The organism is Dysgonomonas sp. UBA7710, from assembly GCF_002482385.1.
Taxonomy (GTDB): domain Bacteria; phylum Bacteroidota; class Bacteroidia; order Bacteroidales; family Dysgonomonadaceae; genus Dysgonomonas.
In genome coordinates this window covers 1-20,276 of the sequence record NZ_DLFW01000020.1, presented here as the reverse complement: position 1 = coordinate 20,276, position 20,276 = coordinate 1, and the positions used below count along the sequence as shown (strand labels likewise).

Sequence of the window (20,276 nt, the reverse complement as noted above, 5' to 3'; positions counted from 1 at the left end):
ATTATACAATAATTGTATAACAAATTAGAAATCATACAAATTTATGAATTATTTTAGGAAAAAAAACTTTAGACCTTCCTTTCTTTTCAGGAAGATGGTCATTAAGACTTTATTTCTATTTTGCTGTCTATTTTTCAGTACACTTTCTATAGACGCAAATGAAAGTCAGACCGTTTCGAAAATTACAATCGAATTTAAAAACCAATCGTTAGAATCAGCTCTGAACAAACTCGAAAAGCAGAGTGGATATTTGTTCTTTTATGAAGACAACGTTGTAAAAGAATCTTCTAAGATCAATCAGAAATTTGAAGATAAAACTATCTCCCAAATCCTGGATGTGCTCTTTGCCAATTCAGCCAATAGTTACGCTATCAGCGGACGGCAGGTTATTATCTATAAAAAATCAACTACATCTACAGCCAATACAATGAGCCCAAGGCAAACACCGTTTACAGTAAAAGGCGTTGTAGTAGACGAATCCAGCGAATTACTTATTGGTGCAACCATTCATGTAGAAGGTTCGAATATCGGAACTGTAACAGATGATAACGGAGCTTTTACTGTTTTAACAAATGACATTGGGGCGCAACTAATAGTTAGTTATATGGGCTACAAGCCTAAGATAGTAAAGATTCGGGATGCGGGTCTGATTAGATTAGAACCGAATACACTAGAGTTGAAAGACATGGTTGTTACAGGTATGTTCGAACGTACGGCTGAAAGTTTTACCGGATCAGTGACAACCCTATCGAATAAAGATTTAGCTCGTGTAGGAAATCAGAACGTACTTCAAAGTTTGAAACTATTAGACCCATCGGTACATATCCCCGACAATCTTACAATGGGATCGGACCCAAACTCTATGCCCACAATATCTATGCGTGGTACATCCAGCCTGCCTTTGACCGAAACTAATTCGTTCAGAAGTAAATATCAGAACCAGCCTAATCAACCCCTGTTTATCCTCGATGGTTTCGAAACATCGGTGGAAAACATCGTAGACCTGGATATGAATCGGGTAGAAAGCATGACAATTCTTCGAGACGCCTCGGCAAAAGCGATGTATGGTTCTAAAGCTGCAAATGGAGTGATTGTAATAGAAACAAAGCGTGTTGAAGGAAATCAGCAACTTGTAACATATAACGGAAGTATCTCTTTGGAGGTCCCTGATTTGAATAGTTATAATTTGACCAATTCTCTCGAGAAATTGGACGTAGAATTAGCTGAAGGACTTTATACAAGTTCCGATGATGCTACTCAAGCGCAACTGACTCAACTATACAATAGCCGCAAAAAACTTGCAATGGAAGGATTTGATACTTACTGGTTATCTAAACCTTTACGGACAGGAGTTGGCCAAAAACATAATATAAGCTTAGAATTAGGAGACTCACGTAGCCTTCGTGCATATCTCGATATGACATATAATCAAGTAGATGGGGTAATGAAAGATTCGTATCGCCGTAATATTTCAGGTAGTGCAAATATTTCTTACCGAAAGAATAGTTTATTGTTCCGAAATATATTTACAATCTTATCGAACAAAGGACAAGCCTCCCCATATGGAGATTTTTCTGCTTACACAGTCCTTAATCCTTATTGGAGAGCTACTGACGAGAATGGGCAGATATTGCGTTGGGCTTCAATAGACGGACAAACGAAAGTAGCTAACCCATTATACGACGGCACTATAGGCACAAGTCTTGTTTCCACCTACCTTGAATTTATTAATAATTTCGAAACCGAATGGAGAGTAAATCCAGACCTGAAGGCAACACTACGTATTGGCATATCAAATAAACGAAACGATGCGGACAGTTTTTACCCGGCTCTACATTCCAAGTTTGCAAACTATTTGGGAGACAATTTAGTCAGGCGAGGTTCTTACACTATGGAGAATGGGAAAAACAGTTCAGTGTCGGGTGATTTTGCCTTACACTTCAACAAATCTTTCGACAAACATTCAGTGTTTGCAGTTGGTAGAGCTGAGATAGCATCCAGACAATATGAGGGATACGAATACTCCGCCGAAGGTTTCTCAAACAATCAGACCGCAGATATTACATTTGCCAGGCAGTTTGCTCTCGGCACTACGCCTAATGGGATATCAGGAATTAACAGAGAAGCCAGTTTCCTTATATCGGCATCTTACGACTATGACACCCGCTATACAACAGACGTTACAGTTCGTCAAAGTGCTTCATCGCTTTATGGGGCAGATAAAAGATGGGCTAATAGTTGGTCTTTTGGATTAGGATGGAATCTACATAACGAAGGCTTCTTCAAAGGAGTAGATCCTGTTAAGTTTATGAAATTACGTGGTTCGGTAGGTACCACCGGTAATCAGAAATTTAACACCAACGAATCTATAGCAACATATAAATATAATACAAATGTAGTATATGGAGGCATAACAGGATCTTATCTGAGCAATATGGCTAACCCATATTTACAATGGGAACAAAAGAAAGATTATGATATGGGGCTCGATCTTAAGATTTACGGGTTAAATCTAACTTTTGACTACTATGTAGGAGATACCAAGAATTTATTGACAGATGTAACAACGCCGACATCTACCGGCTTCTCTACAGTGAAAGGCAATTTAGGTGCAGTAAGAAATACGGGTATAGAGGCTAAGGTCAACTATACTGTATGGCAAAATAACAAAGGTTTCCTAAACATTTATGGAACGTTGTCTCACAACAAGAATAAGGTGGTTAATCTGTCTGAAAGTTTGAAAGATTACAACACTACCGTAAAAGAGCAAACAAAAACGTCACGTCCATTAACATTATATGAGGATGGATATTCCATGAATACCTTGTGGGTTGTGCCATCGGCCGGGATAGATCCTGCAACAGGACGTGAAATCTTTATAAAGAAAGATGGAACATACACCTATACACATAGTAATGATGATCTGGTTGCGATAGGAGATCAAGATCCGAAATTTAGAGGAACTCTTGGATTCACAGCCGAATATAGCGGTATAGGAGTGAATGCTACCTTAAGTTATTGGACAGGAGGGAAAATGTATAATTACACTCTGGTTCAACGGGTTGACGAAGCTGATATCTCTTATAATGTAGACCAAAGGGTATTTCTTGGTCGTTGGCAAACACCTGGACAGGTAACGCAATTTAAGAAATTTCAAGCGGATCAGATTACATATCCTACCAGCCGCTTTGTTCAAGACCGAAAAGAGTTAAGTATATCATCTCTAAGTGTATATTATGAAGTTCCATCATCATTTTACGAAAAACTTAAGATGAAGAGGCTCAGACTTACTTTTTATATGAATGATGTTGCGACATTCTCTTCTATAAAGATAGAAAGAGGATTATCATATCCCTTTGCTCGGAATATGTCATTACAATTAACCGGAACATTTTAATAAACGATCTCAAAATGAAAAAAATAACATTAAGCATATTGGTTACAATAATCTTCTCATTCTCTTCGTGTAACGATTGGTTTGACGTAACACCTAAATCAGAAATTAGAGGGGAGGATCATTATAGTACAGTTACGGGTTTTCAACAATCTCTCATTGGTTGTTATGTAGCAATGACAGACGATAACTTGTATGGAAAATATCTGTCATGGCATATGGTTGAAATATTGGCGCACCAGTTTCAGTCGGTTCCCGTTACCAGCATTACTACTTTCGATTACCGCCTGTTCAACTATACTTATGGGACAACAGATGTTAACGAAGCCTTTAGTAATATATGGGCAAAATCGTATAATGTTATTGTAAATGCAAATGAAGCCCTTATATATATAGAAAAAAATCGCCCGGTACTTGACGATATCAACTATCACGTGATAAAAGGTGAATTACTTGCTATTCGCGCTTATATGCATTTCGACCTCTTAAGATTATACGGATATGGAGATTGGGAAAACAGAGCATCCGAGTTAAACGAAAAGTTAACTATACCATATGTAAAAACGGTATCTCCAAACGCGACACAGCGATTATCCGGAAGAGAAACATTTAATCTCATAATGGCTGACCTGAATGAAGCTGAATCGTTGCTCAAAGAGTATGATCCGATAACAAAAGTTCACGACGAATCGTTTTATTCGGAAGTAAACAGCGATCTCTTTTTCAGTAATAGAACTCTACGGATGAATTATTACGCTGTAAAAGGATTACAAGCGAGAGTATTACTTTGGGAAGGGAGTAACGACAGTAAGGCCAAAGCTCTGAGTGCTGCCACGGAAGTTATATCTTTAGTTGAAAACGGAGGAGTAGTATTAAACACATTGCTAACAACTCTTATTCCTTTGGATGCTAATGAAATTGGGGCTTCCAATTCATCGTTAGCGGTTGAAAACCTATTTGGATTAAATGTATCCACCCTTCAGAATAAGATTTTAAACTATATCCGTCCTGTATATCAAGATACAGATTATTCTGCAATGTATATATCGGAAAGTGAAGCCCCTGCAATATATGAAAATGAAGTATCTGATGTTCGCTATTCAAAATTATTAGTTCAAAATACCAATCCTAATACATCTTCGCGTGGTTATGTACCTTTAAAAGTCTATCAATCTAATTTGAGCGATTCTTATAAAAGCAAAGTGTCGATGATACGTATCCCTGAACTATATTATATAGCTGCGGAATGCTATGCAACAAAGACAACTCCTGATCTGAATGAAGCTATGTCTCTCCTTAATACAATGAGAGAAAGGCGCGGAGTTTATCTGAAATTAGAAGACTTAGATAAAGATGAGGTAGTAAGCGAAATAAGGAAAGAATATAGAAAAGAATACTTGTCGGAAGGGGTAATGTTTTACTACTATAAAAGAACGGGTACTATAGATGTGCCTAATAAACCTGAGATAATGACGGATAACGAATATGTACTTCCAAATCCGGAATTTCAATAAACATCGGACAAGTTCAATGACTTATATAAACAGATAATTATGGAGAAAATACATAAATTAGTCTTTTTGCTTTTCTCATGCTGTATATTGATCAGCTGTGAAAAAGACGATATAAAATATTACGAAGAAAAGCATAACGCTATCAGATTTCCGGTAAATGCTCTTTCAAACTCAGAACCTTCAGGTTATGATAGTCAAACGCAACAATTTATTGCAGCATGTTCTTTTGTGGAAGATCCTTTTGCTACAGATTCCATATATGATCTGCCGGTAATGCTTATCGGGACAACAACGGATTACGACCGTAAAATTACGTTTAAGGTTAATGAAGAATCTTCCGCTCCCACAGATTCTTACGAAATCTTAGAAGCTGTGATCCCTGCTAAAGAAATAAAAGGATATATACGTTTTAAGTTGTACAATCTCGAGGCTTTGAATGAAGAAACATATGCAGTATCATTAACTCTTGAGGCATCAGATGGATTACATGTCGGCCCGGCCCAATATCTAAAAGCTTACTTTTCGTGGAATAACTCAATACCTGCGCCGACTAATACCAATTTCATCAGAACATATAATATGTTGATATTAAGCAGTCTTAATTTTGTTAGTACCAGCACGGTAAACTATAGTCCTAATGCTCTTAAGGCCATTGTTGCAGCTCTTAGCTGGAACGATTGGGATGATTATAGCGTACACGGAAGTAAATACAACTCTACGGCCTATGGTTCTTATAAATATTTACCCCGTTATAATATGATATATAGCGACAATTCATACAAGTCTTACGCGTTGAAACTGAAAACCTATATTGAGAAATATAATGCGGAACATCCCGATAGCCCTCTGGTTCATGATGCTGGAGGACTGAAAGGGCAACTGATAGAAGCTCGAACTTATTAAAAGAAATATTATGGGAAAAAGTAAACTTATATATATAGTCTTCGCATTATGGATAGTAACTTTCTATTCATGTTATGACGATAAAAGCACTTTTGCTACAGATAACATTGGTGAGGTAGTAATAGACGTATCAGGAACAAGTCCTAATATATACGTTGGGTATCAAGAAGAATTGTCGTTAACTCCTGCAATATCTGTCGGGAATAACAGCAATGTAGATTATCTTAACTATAAATGGTATCTGTCGAGAACATCCGGGAACGCAAACCCCGATTATGAATTACTTAGTACAGAAAAAGAGTTACATGCCATTATTTCAAGGCCTATCGACATAGAATATTATGTCCTGAAATTAACTGTAACTGATACGGAAAATAATAATCTTCAATACGAAAACAGGTGGTATATACATGTGCAAAGCTCTTTTATTGACGGACTATTAATAGCTGACAGTAAAGACGGAGTAAGCTCTGATCTTTCATTAATCCTCAATCGCACATTTACTACAAATTATAATAAGGATGAAACCATTTATAGAACAATATTAACGAATGCTAACGGGGAGGCTTATAATGGGTTGATATCTTCTTTGACCTACGAAGTATTGGGCTACCCTGAGATGAGTTCACATACAAATCAGGTTTGGGCGGTTACCGAAGACGGAGATGCCTGTAGATTCGATTGTCAGGATTTCTCGATAACCGGTAATACCCGGGATGAATCAATTATTACATATAAACCTGATAATCTGGAATTCAAGTCTTTCTTTTGTGCATCACAAATGCTTTTTGCCAATACTACTACAGGATTCTACAATTTGATGCGGACTTCCACAAATAGTTTTGGTTGGTACGACGCGATTGCCAGCAATAGTAAGCCAAATAATAATATTATTGCTTCGAATTCTTCCAGAAATATATCATACAATCACACAATCTGGTACGATAAGGAGCAGGCACGATTTGTATCTTATACAGGTATTCCAGCCTTTGGTAGTGCGCAGCTTTCATATTATCAGGCAAACAGCCAGTTCGACCCAAATGCACTGACAGGTAAAAGCGCTATAGCCGGTATTATATCCGAAGATGAAAAGATAGGAACATTCCTGCTTAAGGATGATGTGACAGGGCAATATACCATATACACATTAAATCAGTATAAGGAACAAGAAGGCTACTGGAATGACGATTGGACAGAATATACCGAAATTTCACCCGAGGTACCGGCTTCGGCGGGAAACAGATATTACATTCCAAATGAAGGCAAAACGCTACTGGACAATGCTATTTCGGTTTTCTTTTTCCAAAACTCATACGTACTTTATGTAGCTACTGAGAGTGGAATATATGCCATAACCTATGGAGCGGGAAATAACGCTGTTGTACAGACTGTTGCAAAATATACCGCAACAGGAGGTGAAAAGATTACTAAAGCCAAATTATATCAACAGGGGCACTTTACCAACGACATGTCTATGACAAGCGGTTCGGAACCGTCTGTGCAACCACTGCCATGGCATAATAAGGCTCTTATTGTAACAACACAAAATGCCAATTCAGAAGGCAAAGTATATGTTATTCCTATTACCCAGACTGGTATTGGAACTCTCGACCCGTCACAGGCGCTTTCATATGCAGGTTTCGGTAAAATACTAGACGTTATTACAATCGGTTATTGACACTTATCCAACGGCAATTCATTTTGCACATCACTCTATACTTCAACTCATTGGGGTAGAATACAAGTAAGAGATTTTACCCCAATACATTTAAAATTACATGGAAAAAACAATTGTAAAAGTAGAGAACTTATCGCACCGCTACAATCTGCAATGGGCTATAAAGGACATTAATTTCGAAATAGATCAAAAAGGCATACTCGGCCTGTTAGGCTCGAATGGTGCAGGAAAATCAACGACAATGAATATTATATGTGGGGTGCTAAACCAGACAGAAGGTAATGTTTTCATTGATGGCATCAACACGAAAGAGAATCCGGTAGAGGCAAGAAAAAATATCGGTTTTTTGCCACAAAAGCCGCCATTATATGGAGATCTTAATGTAGATGAATACCTTACATATAGCGCAAAGCTACGTCTGATGGATAAATCTCAGATAAAAAGAGCAGTAGAAGAAGTCAAGGAAAAATGTGGAATATCGCATTTTAGCCGGCGTTTGATACGCAATTTATCGGGAGGATACCAACAACGGTTAGGTATTGCACAAGCCATTATACATAATCCTAAATTTGTTGTATTGGATGAACCAACAAACGGACTCGATCCTAATCAGATATTAGAAGTACGTCATCTGATAGGCAATATAGCTAAAGAACATGCTGTATTGCTGTCAACACACATATTATCTGAAGTTCATGCCATATGCGACCAGATATTAATGATAGAGAATGGTAGTCTCATATTCTCAGGAACAATCAACGATTTCGACAATTATTTACAGCCTAATACTTTTGTAGTTTCTTTTCTACACACCCCGTCTATCGATGAACTGGAGTCAATCCCCGGAATAATACAAGTAGAAAGTATCTCTGATTTCGAGTCACGATTTCGAGTCTCTTTTGATGGCGATCCGGATATTACCGCACGTGTAGTAGAAAAGAGTGTACATAAAGGTTGGATATTGAATGAGATAACCTTAGAAAAAATATCAATGGATGAGATATTTGCTGAATTATCTAATAAAGCAAAGAAACCATGATCCAATCATAAATAATTAAAGCTGAATGAAAATCATATTTACAATAGCGAAAAATGAGCTCAAGATAATGTTTTACTCACCTATTGCATGGCTGATGCTCATTGTCTTTATTATTCAGAGTAGTATATTTTTTTCAGATATTGTTGAGAATATAGCTACTACGGTTGCTGCATCGGGACGAAAAATAAGTTATCTGTCTTACATCTTTTTCAACGACAGCACATACGGATTGTTCCCCAAAGTCCAGCAATATTTATTTCTTTACATTCCATTACTCACAATGGGCTTAATGAGCAGGGAAGTTAGCGAAGGTTCAATAAAGCTACTATACTCTTCCCCCATCAATAATACCAAAATAGTACTGGGTAAGTATCTGTCCATAATGATATATCTATTGATACTTATATCATCTTTATTTGCATTCGTCATATTAGGGCCCCTTACAATCAATAATTTTGACTATCCTCAAGTACTTGTCGGAATGTTAGGGTTGTATCTGCTGGCTGCAACTTATGCCGCCATTGGATTGTATATGTCATCATTAACCTCGTACCAACCTGTAGCCGCTATAGCTACAATGGCTCTTTTTGCCATCCTCAATTTTGTAGGAGGCTTAGGGCAGCAATATCTTTGGCTTCGGGACATAACCTACTGGTTGTCCATCAATGGGAGATGCGATGAATTTATAAATGGCCTGGTGTGTAGCGAAGATATTATTTACTTTATTACCATTTCGGTTCTATTCCTGATCCTTACCATACTACGAATGTATAATCAACGAAATAGCTTAAGCAAGTCGCGTAGGTTCAATCAATATGTTTTGCTATATATTGTCGTTATAATAATAGGATACATTTCTTCCACCCCTCAATTTATGGTATACTATGACTCTTCACGGACAAAACGCAATACCTTGTCGGAGAATAGTCAGAAAATAATGCGCGAAATAGGGAAAAATACGCAAATAACTACTTATGTCAACCTGATGGATAAGTATTTTAACTACGGAACTCCTGAGAATATGAATAATGACATTCGTAGATTCAGGAAATACCTGCGTTTCAGGCCCGATCTGAAGATGAAGTATGTATACTACTACATGAATGCCGACAAAGAAGGACTAGCTGCACGTTTTCCGGGAAAAACAGACAAAGAGATTGTTGAAAACCTTGCCGAAACATATGAGGTAGATAGCGAAATGTTTTTATCACCCGATCAAATTAAAGAAGAGGCAGACCTATCGAGTGAGAAATATCGCTTCGTAAGGAAGCTGGAAACACAAGATGGGAAATCGGCTTTTCTTCGTTTATATGACGATATGGAGGTATTTCCTCGCGAAAATCAGATATCTAATGCTTTCAAGCGATTAATAGAACCACCTTCTAAGGTTGGTTTTCTTACAGGACATGGAGAAAGAGATATCGTAAAAACGGGAGACCGCAATTATTCATTATATGCCAATGATATTACATTCAGATATTCGCTAATCAATAACGGATTCGAATGTGAAGAAATATCATTGTCCGGTTCCAAAAAAATTCCAGGCGAAATAGATATTCTTGTTATAGCAGACTTAAGAATACCTTTGGATAGTGCCGAACTGAAAGCAGTAGAAGAATATATTGCCAAGGGAGGAAATCTTTTTATTGCCGGCGATGTAGGCAGACAAAAAAATATGAATCCTCTTATTGAGTCTTTAGGTGTACGCTTTCTGGACGGTATATTGGCTAACAATGTTTCAACTGATGCCCAAAATCTTATCTACAATAAGATTACCAAGATAGCAGCCGACTCTTCGAAACAATATAAGGCATTAGCTACACCTAATAGCCAAATAACCATGTTAGGAGCAGTAGCTTTGGAATATGTTACCGACAAGGGATTTGATGTATTACCGATTCTAACATCAGACACAACTAAAAGCTGGATTGAATTGAATACAACGAATTTTATAGAGGAGAAAGCTACGCTAAATCCGGAAAAAGGAGAAGAGATAAAACCTTATACGACACTATTACAGCTAACACGTGAGATAAACAATAAAAAACAGGTAATAGTGATCTCCGGAGATGCCGACTTTTGTAGTAATAGCGAATTGATAAGAGGCAGAGGAGGTAGCCTTTCCAGAAACTTTGAGATGACTATCGAAAACTATCGGAAACTGTCAGGCGAAAGATACCCTGTATCAACATCATCCAAACCATCTATAGACAATGTTTTTAGCATGGATGTGGAGCATATACCTCATATCAGAATAGCATACATCGGTATTTATCCTTTCATATTTCTTGTATTGGGTTTAATAATATTAGTGAGAAGAAAATCTAGATAAAAGAATGAAAACAATATTTGAAATAGCCAAAAACGAATTAAAGATTCTTTTTTACTCTCCCATCGCATGGTTGATGTTAATTGTCTTCACGGTACAAACCGGTATACAGTTTTCAGACATATTTAACTCCATTGTAAAGTCCTTTGGGTTAGGGTTTGCTATAGGAGGAGGTATTACCGAAGCCATATACTCTAATGACCTGATGGGCTTTTTGCCCCGAATACAACAATACCTGTATCTCTACATCCCTCTTCTGACAATGGGTATAATGAGCCGGGAGTCAAACACAGGCTCTATAAAGCTGTTATTTTCATCTCCGATAAATAATTATCAGATAGTTATCGGGAAATATGTTGCTCTCGCAGTCTATAACTCTGTCTTGATGATACCATTGTTGATTTATGCACTATTTGGTTTTTTCACAATAGAGTCGATAGACATATTTCTGGTACTTACAGGTATACTCGGTCTGTACTTATTGGCATGTACCTATTCTGCTATAGGCTTATTCATGTCGGGGCTTACCTCATACCAAACGGTAGCAGCGATAGGGACATTAGCTGTATTGGCAGCCTTGACCTATGTGGGAACAGTAGGACAGGCCATACCATTGGTCAGAGACATAACATTCTGGTTATGTATTTCAGGCAGGGCGTCAGAATTTATTCGCGGACTGATATGCTCCGAGCATCTTTTATATTTTATAATTATTAGTTCAATGTTTTTATCTTTTGCTGTTCTGCAACTAAGATATAAAAGGAGTAAGATTGCATCATTATATAAAGCTCTGAGCTACATTGGAGTAATATTCGTCATCGTTGTAGTCGGATATATAAGTTCCCGTCCTTCACTGATGGCATATCACGATTCTACTCAAATGAAGTCCCAGACATTGACCAAAAATAGTCAGGAGGTCATTTCAAAATTGAAAGGGGGACTAACCATAACAACGTATGTAAATCTCTTTGCTAACGACTATACGTCGGTGCTTCCTCAGTACTATAACTCGGACTTGAATGCATATCGATCATATATGCGATTTAAGCCGGATATAAAAATGAATTATCAATATTATTACCACGACTCCCCGGGTTTTCCGGCAACAAACCCAAAGGATGCGGGTTTGACAAGCAAAGAGAGAGCCGAACGCCTGGCAAATGTTTATAAACTGAATTTTAGGTACTTCATGTCAGATAAAGAGAGTGAGCAAATACAAGGGCTCGCCGAAGAAGATTATCGCTTCACTCGTATTATTGAAACTGAAGATGGTCGTACTGTGCGTCTTCGCAACTATCTTGATAATATGAGAGTACCTCTCGAATCGGAGATAACAGCGGCAATGAAAAGACTGACGGTAAAACCTCCAAAAGTAGGGTTTCTGACCGGACATAACGAACGCAGTATCGATGGACAGACAGATGCCGATTATTTCACCTTTGCAAAAAGCCTTACATTCAGGTATGCACTCATTAGCCAGGGCTTTGATACCGAAGCTTTATCCATAAGCGATGGTAGTAAAATTCCTTCAGATGTGGATATTTTGGTTATCTCCGATCCTAAATCCGAGTATAATGAAACTGAGGTAGCTGAAATAAATAGATATATCGCTGAAGGAGGGAACTTATTAATAGCCACAAAACCTAATCGTACTCATTTTCTGAAACCTATCATAGAACAGCTAGGCATAGAATTTATGGATGGAGTATTGGTACAAAAAAGCGAAAACTTTGCACCTGATCTCATTTTCGGGAATATAACAAAAGAAGGGGCGTCGCTTTCTAAAACATTTATGGCAATGTCTGCGAAGAAAGAGAAAATAACATTTCCCGGCACGTCAGGTATAAGCTATCAGACCGATAAAGGATTCACTTTAATTCCGTTAGTTGCAACGGATAGCATTATCTCCGATTCAACCCTCTGCTGGAATGAACGAAATATAAGAAATTTCGATGATGAGATCCCTGAATTGAATGCTAACGACGGAGAAAAAGCGTTGACCTCAGTACCACTTGCTTTGGCGATGGAACGTAACATTAATGAAAAACGACAACGAATTATCGTGATGGGTAGTGCCGACTGTATAAGTAATGGTGAATTTGCCGTCAACAGGTTAGGTATGAATACTAACAATTATGCTCTTATCACAGAATCGTTCAGATGGTTTACAAATGGGGAATTTCCTATTGATACAAGTCGCGAAAGTGGCCCTGATAATGAGCTGAAACTCGTTGATACTTCGGATCGAAAAATAATAAAGAACGTATTTAGTTTTATTATTCCGGGCATACTTGCTCTTATGGGTATCATTCTCATTGTAAGGAGGAAAAATCATTAACTATTAGGTTAAGTAACTAACTTAAATAAACAAAAAGGATGAGTTTTATAATAGATAAACAGACACAAGAAGATTTGAACCTGCTTGGTAAGTTCAAAAAGAATTCAATAATTAATCTGTTTAATCAAACACATACACGACGGGGCGAACTTTTATTAGAGAGAATGTTTATGACCCCTCTTCAAGATACGGAGCAGATAAATCAAAGAAGTAGCATTATTAAATACTTCGAAGATATAGATATCGAATTTCCGGTTCCCAATTCGTTATATAGCGATGTTATCTCGTATATCGAAAGCTCTTCGGGTAGTAAGTTAAGTACAGTTTTAGGAACAATAAGTAAAAAGATAAATTTCTTTATTGTAGGAGATAATAGTTTCGAGATCATCCAAAAAGGTATTGTTTCTATGGCCAAGATGCTTAATATAGTTAAGGAATTCATAGACAAGATAAATTTATCCGACAATCCTTACCAAGCACAATCAGACGAAATAAAGTCTATATTCGACAATAAATTATCTGCCATAATAGCCAATCAAAATTTCGGACATCTGTCTTTTATCCAAACTCTTAGGTATGACAAATTGTTCCGGTACAGCTATAGATACCAGCTCGGTCGTTTAATCGAAATTCTGAGCGAAATAGATGTCTTTATAGCAGTATCAAAGACTGCCCGTGTGAAGAAAATGAGTTACGCCCGTGCCATCCCTAAAGAAGAACATTCCACTCAGATTAAGGACTTGTTTCACCCGTCACTGAAAACCCCTGTCTCGAACTCTGTCTCAATAAATCGTAATAAGAATATCATTTTCCTTACCGGCGCCAATATGGCAGGTAAATCGACATTCATGAAGTCGTATGGTATAGCAACCTATCTGGCTCACATGGGATTTCCTGTTCCTGCAAAGGATATGACATTTTCTGTGTTGGATGGAATGTACACTTCGATAAATGTACCTGACAATATCGCTCTCGGATACAGCCACTTCTATGCTGAAGTGTTACGAGTAAAACATGTAGCAGAAGAAGTAAGTAAATCGAAGAATATGCTTATCATATTCGATGAGTTGTTTAAAGGGACTAATGTAAAGGATGCATTTGATGCAACAGTGTCTGTTACCGAAGCCTTTGGCAAATGGGATAATTGTGCATATATAATATCGACCCATATCGTAGAGGCCGGCGAAGTATTGCTAAACAATAATAATATACAATTCCTTTATCTACCAACAAAACTCGACAATAACAGACCTCTATATACCTACAAATTAGAACAGGGAATATCGAGTGACAGACATGGTATGATGATTATCAATAACGAGCGTATTGTAGAAATCATAAAGGATAAATCAGAGACGATTAAGTTCGATAAATAAATTATATAAGGACATGAGTTTTATAATCGACAAACAAACAATAGATGACTTGAATATCTTTCCTAAAAACGGGAAGAATTCAGTTTTCAATATCTATAACAATACTCAAACAAGAGGGGGCAGCATATTGTTGGAAGAAATGTTTCGCCATCCTCTGGACAATCTTGATGTCATAAATAAGAGACAGGCTATTATTCGTTATTTTTATAAACTCCAAATAGACTTCCCTTTTCACGGCTCAATATTCGACGCAATAGAATATTACTTGAGCAATACGGATACCCGTACACAGATTAATGCAAGCGAAAATAAATTGAAAAAACAACTTCAACGCTTGATACAAACTGATACGGAATTTCAGACAATTCAAAAAAGTATTCTAGGTCTTATCGATGTAATTAATATTCTCGACGACTTTCTTAAAGGAATGACAAGCGGAGAATTAGCAGACACAGACATTTCTGAAATAGAAGACGTAAAAAGAATTATATCGGACGAGAAATTGCAATTCGTAAAAAGCGAATCAGGGACAAAAAAGCTATCACTCGAAAAAGCAGAGATATACGATACTATATTTCGTTATGACATGAATAAAGATATGCGGAAGATATTGTCATTTATTTATAAACTAGATATATACATTTCGCTAGCAAAAGTGGCTCAGAAGAAGGATTTAGCGTTTGCCGAAGCTCAACCGGCAGATAATAATATTCTTGATATGAAAGGGTTGTTCCACCCCTTACTAACCAGTCCGAAAGCGAATACGATAAAAGTTATATCCGAAAATAACGTCATTTTTCTTACAGGTGCAAATATGGCCGGAAAATCTACTTTCATGAAGTCTTTTGGAATCGCTGTGTTCTTAGCGCATCTGGGATTTCCTGTTCCCGCGGAAGAAATGACTTTTTCGATACGGAATGGCATGTATACAACGATTAACCTTCCAGACAATCTGAATCAGGGATATAGCCATTTCTACGCAGAGGTACTACGGTTGAAAAAGGTTGCCGGTAATATCAATCATTATAAAAATATGATTGTGATTTTTGACGAATTATTCCGCGGGACGAATGTAAAGGATGCCTATGATGCCACTATAGCCATCACGGAAGCTTTTGCCGAAAATAGAAACAGTATATTCATCATATCCACTCATATTATAGAATCGGCTGATATCCTGAAAGAAAGATGCAGCAACATAAATTTTGTTTATTTGCCAACGGGAATAGAGGATGGAAAGCCAAAGTATACATATACATTATCTCAAGGAATCACAAACGACAGACATGGTATGATGATCATAAACAACGAAAACATATTAGATATACTAATCAAAAACAATACACATGAAAAATAATATGAGAAGGCTCTTAATTGGTTTATTTGCTCTATTTGTATTTTCATATGCTCAAGGGCAGGATTTAATTCAATTGCCAGTAGATACAGCTGTCATTTATGGCAAGCTGGACAATGGTATGACATATTATATCAGAAAAAATTCTTATCCCGAAAATCAAGCGGATTTCTATATTGCCCAAAAAGTCGGTTCTATGCAAGAAGAAGATTCACAGGCAGGATTAGCACACTTTCTGGAACATATGGCCTTCAACGGGACGAAACATTATCCCGGAAGAAAAACGATGCTCGACTATTTAGAAAAAAATGGGGTGCAATTCGGATCTAATGTAAATGCCTATACCTCTTTCGACGAAACAGTTTACAACCTTTCGAATGTACCAATCACCCGCAGCGGCATTCTCGATTCATGCTTGCTTATTCTCCACGACTGGTCAGGGTTCATTTCACTCGAGAATAAAGAAATAGACCAGGAACGCAAAATAATCAAAGAGGAATGGCGAAACCGTAGCGGAGCAGGATCACGCATATGGGATAAAATACTACCCGTTTTGTTCGAAGGCAGTAAATATGCTAATCGCATGCCAATAGGAAGCATGGACGTTGTGGAGAATTTCGAATACCAGGAACTGAAAGATTATTATAAAGAATGGTATCGCCCCGATCTGCAAGGAATCATTGTTGTCGGTGATTTTGATGCCAAAGAAGTGGAAACTAAGATTAAGAATCTTTTCTCCGATATTCCTAAACTGAAAGAGGCAAAAGAACGTATTTATTATACCGTACCTGACAATGAGGAGCCAATAACAATAATAGCAACTGATCCTGAGCTAACATCTACCAGTATAGCGTTGCATTTCAAATATAACACTAAAAGTAAGGAATTTAAGCAATCGATTCAAGGCGTCTATTCCTCTATTCTTGATATGTTTATTTCACATATTCTTAGTGCCCGATATAGTGAAATTGCACAAAAGAGTGATGCCCCTTTTCTCCGCGCATCAGTTTCAAACGGGGCTTTTCTGGTATCCCGAACCAAAATGGCATGGAATATTAGCGCAAGCTGCAAAGAAGGCCAAATAACACAAGCCTTGGAGGCTCTGATAAGGGAAAGTGAGCGTGCAAAGAAATTTGGGTTTCTCGATTCGGAAGTAGACCGCATAAAAGAGAATCTGCTGCAAGCATACGAAAACTCATATAATAATAGAGACAAACAACGAACCGGAACTTATTCTAACGAATACGTTAACAGCTTTATAACGGATGGGCCAATCCCGGGTATTGAAACAATGTACAGTTTGATGAAACAGTTACTACCTCAAATCAATGCAGAAGTGCTAAACAACTATTTTAAATCTATCAATCTGACAAACAATTTATCAATCGTAGTAACCGGACCCGAGAAAAACCAATTAGTATACCCTTCGGCAGAAGAATTAGTAGCTTTAATAAAGAAAACGAAACTAGGAAATCTCACTCCTTATCAGGAGGAATCTTTAGATGAACCATTAATAAGCCAATTACCGGAAAAAGGCAAAATTGTGAAAATAGAAGAATCGGAATTCGACACAAAAACATGGACACTCTCAAATGGAGTAAAAGTAGTTCTCAAAAACACCGATTTTAAAGACGATCAGATATTGATGAGGTCTGTTTCTCCAGGAGGAATATCCTTATTCGACGATCACGAAATATTCAATGCTGCACTTATCCCAAATATTCCGTCTATCGGAGGACTTGGAAACTTCAACAATGTAAATATCGGCAAAAAACTGGCGGGCAAATCGGTAGATGCAGCATGCTCAATAACACAGATTACACAAGGTGTTAACATGAGTTCGAACAAGAAGGATATTGAGACAGCGCTACAGTTAGTTTATTTAATGTACACATCGCCACGACAAGACAAACAGGCTTTTGATGCTTATACTGAACAATTGAAAAATGCTCTCAGAAATGCAGGCATGCAGCCGTCTGTAGCCTTCAGAGACAGCATCAGCCATGCAATGTACGGAGACAACCCTCGTACAAAGAATATAGAGATCAAAGACATCGCGACTTTGGATTATAACCGAATGTTTGAAATGTATAAAGAATGTTTTGAGCACACGGCTCCTGCTATATTTACATTCGTGGGTACAATCGACGAAGAAACTTTACGCCCGCTAGTCGAACAATATCTGGCAACACTACCTGTAGGTGATAAGAATAAAGGTATAAAAGATCGCGATCTAAAAATTAACAAAGGAAAGACGATTGTGCATTTCACCCGAGATATGGAAACACCAAAAACATCAGTATACAACCTTTACTCCGGCATGTTGAATTATAATCAAAAGAACAAAATAGCACTCAATATTTTCAATCAGGTATTAGATCTTGTATTCACCCGCACGATTCGCGAAGAAGAAGGAGGAACATATGGCGTAAATTCAAATGCTGAAATATCACAATTCCCTTTAGGACAAACTACCCTGACAATGTCGTACACGACTGATTCAAGTAAAGTAGAAAATCTTAATAAAATAGCATTACAGGAAATTAAACGAATTGCAGAGGAAGGTCCCAAGCTTACTGACTTCGACAAGGTTCTGGAGTTTATTAAGAAAAATCACGCAGACAGAATAAAAACCAACAATTATTGGTTATCTATTATCAATACTTATAATTTCTATGGTGAAGATAATTATACGCTTTATCTCAATCTGCTAAATTCAATGACGCCCAATGACATAAAGAATATAGCAAAAGATATTCTGGATCAAGATAATTATATAGAAGTTATTATGTTCCCAATATAGTAAAGGAGATAAGAAAAGTAATAGTTTTCCTTGATATCCTCGAAACAGGAGTTAAGTACACTTACGCTCAGTATGTTTTGAGGATGGCTCTTCATCCCTTTTTTTAATATCCTAGACAATGTAGTTTTTGCTTATTCTGCAAATATTAGCAATTTCCTTCAAATAGCAGTTTTATTGATTTTATCTACTCTTTATCAATCAATTACAAATAGCAAAATTTATAGAGGTAACGATTTAGTAACAAGCCTATGTTTTTGAATTACTCCTCTCTGAATCAACTTGTTAAAGCGCAATAGATTCAGGATAGGTAACAGATAAGTAACGAGATAACTTCATCAATTTACTCCACTTAGAGCAGGTTGATTAGCTTGTGACAAAGATAAAAGAATATTTCTGTTCATTTGCAAATTCTTGTCAAAATACTACATGACCTTGTATTTTCTCGACTGGTAAATAATTAATAAACTATTGTCGATGTGAGAAACAAAAAGGGTATATTCAGATATTTTTAATACCCTCTTTGTAAATGCTGTTATCTCAATCCTTTAAACATTTGGTCAATACACTTCTTTTTTTGTTCCATATTAGGATGAACGTATAGATTCAGCGTTGTACTGATATTCGAATGTCCTAGAATTACGCTAACAGTTTTATAGTCACAATTACTCTCTATACACCTTGTTGCAAAGCTATGACGCAATCCATGAAATTTCAGTTCTGGCATATCCAACTCTTTCATCAATCGTTTGTAGTAATTTCTGTAAGTACGTGGTTCGGTAGGTTTCATGTCATTAGTTAAAACGTAAAAGGAGTTGTTCACTATTTTTTTTATCGGTTTTAGCATTTTTAAAAGATCTCGGCTCATTGGAATATCTCGAATAGAGTTCTTGGTTTTAGGACTATCGAGGATAAGTTCTGTATGCCTGTCAGAATCATCGATAATATAGATCCGCTGTATCGTTTTTCGAATGTGAATAACCCCCATATCCGTATCAATTTCGTTCCATGTCAAAGCACAAATTTCGCCAATACGTATTCCAGCACTCAAACAAATATAAATTCCTAAGTTTTTGAATGTAAAATGCTCTTGTACATAATTCATAATCTTTCTTTGGTTGCTTTTACTAAGCACCTCAATCCCATTATTTTCTCTTTCTGTTGGAAACTGGATATCAAATTGCTGATACTCGAAGACTTTATTCTTCATGCCGAACTTTAGGATCATTTTCAGTACAATCAAGATATCCTTAATCGTTTTTTGACTTAATCCCTCATCTAACTTAGCAAATACAAACTCCTGAACATCTGCTTCATGCACTTCATGCTTATGTCCAAAAGTTGGCAATAAATGATTCTCAATTAGAAGCATATAAGCCGAATAACTGGATTTTTTTACATAATGCTTTTTGTCTTCTTTCCATAGGTTGATAACTGTACTAATTTTTGTTTTTTCTGCCATATTAATCTGATTTTTATTATTAATCACAATAATATACACAAAAGGATTTGAGTATAAAATAAGATTAATGTTCCAAATTTGAGATTCCC

At 36.9% G+C, this 20,276-nt stretch carries 11 protein-coding genes; 10 read left to right on the top strand and 1 reads right to left on the bottom strand.

All coding sequences use genetic code 11. The features are described 5' to 3' along the window. Positions 1-94 precede the first annotated feature (94 nt). The 10 genes from B3317_RS06110 to B3317_RS06065 all read left to right on the top strand — a co-directional run bounded on the left by B3317_RS06110 (position 95) and on the right by B3317_RS06065 (position 18,728). Positions 95-3,397, top strand: coding sequence for a SusC/RagA family TonB-linked outer membrane protein (locus B3317_RS06110; protein ID WP_291109654.1), 3,303 nt, complete (start codon positions 95-97; stop codon positions 3,395-3,397). 14 nt (positions 3,398-3,411) lie between these two features. Then, on the top strand, positions 3,412-4,908 hold the full coding sequence (locus B3317_RS06105; protein WP_291109652.1) for a RagB/SusD family nutrient uptake outer membrane protein: 1,497 nt from the start codon (positions 3,412-3,414) through the stop codon (positions 4,906-4,908). 39 nt (positions 4,909-4,947) lie between these two features. Continuing rightward, positions 4,948-5,811 (top strand): DUF4843 domain-containing protein, encoded by an 864-nt coding sequence (locus tag B3317_RS06100; RefSeq protein ID WP_291109650.1) that lies wholly within the window; start codon positions 4,948-4,950, stop codon positions 5,809-5,811. Between the two features lie 10 nt (positions 5,812-5,821). Continuing rightward, positions 5,822-7,489 carry a PKD-like family lipoprotein gene (locus B3317_RS06095; protein WP_291109648.1) on the top strand — a complete coding sequence of 556 codons (1,668 nt, stop codon included), beginning with the start codon at positions 5,822-5,824 and terminating at the stop codon, positions 7,487-7,489. A gap of 100 nt (positions 7,490-7,589) precedes the next feature. Next, entirely contained in the window at positions 7,590-8,528 is a 939-nt protein-coding gene (locus B3317_RS06090) for an ABC transporter ATP-binding protein (protein WP_291109646.1), read from the top strand. A 25-nt stretch (positions 8,529-8,553) separates the two neighbouring features. Continuing rightward, a complete protein-coding gene (locus B3317_RS06085; RefSeq protein ID WP_291109644.1) occupies positions 8,554-10,860 on the top strand; it encodes a Gldg family protein in 2,307 nt (768 codons plus the stop codon). 4 nt (positions 10,861-10,864) lie between these two features. Further along, positions 10,865-13,195 carry a Gldg family protein gene (locus B3317_RS06080; RefSeq protein ID WP_291109642.1) on the top strand — a complete coding sequence of 777 codons (2,331 nt, stop codon included), beginning with the start codon at positions 10,865-10,867 and terminating at the stop codon, positions 13,193-13,195. 38 nt (positions 13,196-13,233) lie between these two features. After that, positions 13,234-14,571: a MutS-related protein gene (locus tag B3317_RS06075; protein WP_291109640.1), complete on the top strand. Its 1,338-nt coding sequence runs from the start codon at positions 13,234-13,236 to the stop codon at positions 14,569-14,571. 13 nt (positions 14,572-14,584) lie between these two features. Beyond that, positions 14,585-15,928, top strand: a complete 1,344-nt coding sequence (locus B3317_RS06070; protein WP_291109638.1) for a MutS-related protein — start codon at positions 14,585-14,587, stop codon at positions 15,926-15,928. After that, a complete protein-coding gene (locus B3317_RS06065; protein WP_291109636.1) occupies positions 15,918-18,728 on the top strand; it encodes a M16 family metallopeptidase in 2,811 nt (936 codons plus the stop codon). The genes B3317_RS06070 and B3317_RS06065 overlap by 11 nt, the downstream gene beginning before the upstream one ends. A 532-nt stretch (positions 18,729-19,260) precedes the next feature. Here B3317_RS06065 and B3317_RS06060 read toward each other — a convergent pair. Further along, on the bottom strand, positions 19,261-20,187 hold the full coding sequence (locus B3317_RS06060; RefSeq protein ID WP_291109771.1) for a tyrosine-type recombinase/integrase: 927 nt from the start codon (positions 20,185-20,187) through the stop codon (positions 19,261-19,263). Between the last annotated feature and the right edge of the window lie 89 nt (positions 20,188-20,276).

Excerpts from the sequence above, each read along its gene's own strand:
- B3317_RS06110 (WP_291109654.1), top strand. The coding sequence starts at position 95 with ATGGTCATTAAGACTTTATTTCTATTTTGCTGTCTATTTTTCAGTACA.
- B3317_RS06105 (WP_291109652.1), top strand. The coding sequence starts at position 3,412 with ATGAAAAAAATAACATTAAGCATATTGGTTACAATAATCTTCTCATTC.
- B3317_RS06100 (WP_291109650.1), top strand. The coding sequence starts at position 4,948 with ATGGAGAAAATACATAAATTAGTCTTTTTGCTTTTCTCATGCTGTATA.
- B3317_RS06095 (WP_291109648.1), top strand. The coding sequence starts at position 5,822 with ATGGGAAAAAGTAAACTTATATATATAGTCTTCGCATTATGGATAGTA.
- B3317_RS06090 (WP_291109646.1), top strand. The coding sequence starts at position 7,590 with ATGGAAAAAACAATTGTAAAAGTAGAGAACTTATCGCACCGCTACAAT.
- B3317_RS06085 (WP_291109644.1), top strand. The coding sequence starts at position 8,554 with ATGAAAATCATATTTACAATAGCGAAAAATGAGCTCAAGATAATGTTT.
- B3317_RS06080 (WP_291109642.1), top strand. The coding sequence starts at position 10,865 with ATGAAAACAATATTTGAAATAGCCAAAAACGAATTAAAGATTCTTTTT.
- B3317_RS06075 (WP_291109640.1), top strand. The coding sequence starts at position 13,234 with ATGAGTTTTATAATAGATAAACAGACACAAGAAGATTTGAACCTGCTT.
- B3317_RS06070 (WP_291109638.1), top strand. The coding sequence starts at position 14,585 with ATGAGTTTTATAATCGACAAACAAACAATAGATGACTTGAATATCTTT.
- B3317_RS06065 (WP_291109636.1), top strand. The coding sequence starts at position 15,918 with ATGAAAAATAATATGAGAAGGCTCTTAATTGGTTTATTTGCTCTATTT.
- B3317_RS06060 (WP_291109771.1), bottom strand. The coding sequence starts at position 20,187 with ATGGCAGAAAAAACAAAAATTAGTACAGTTATCAACCTATGGAAAGAA.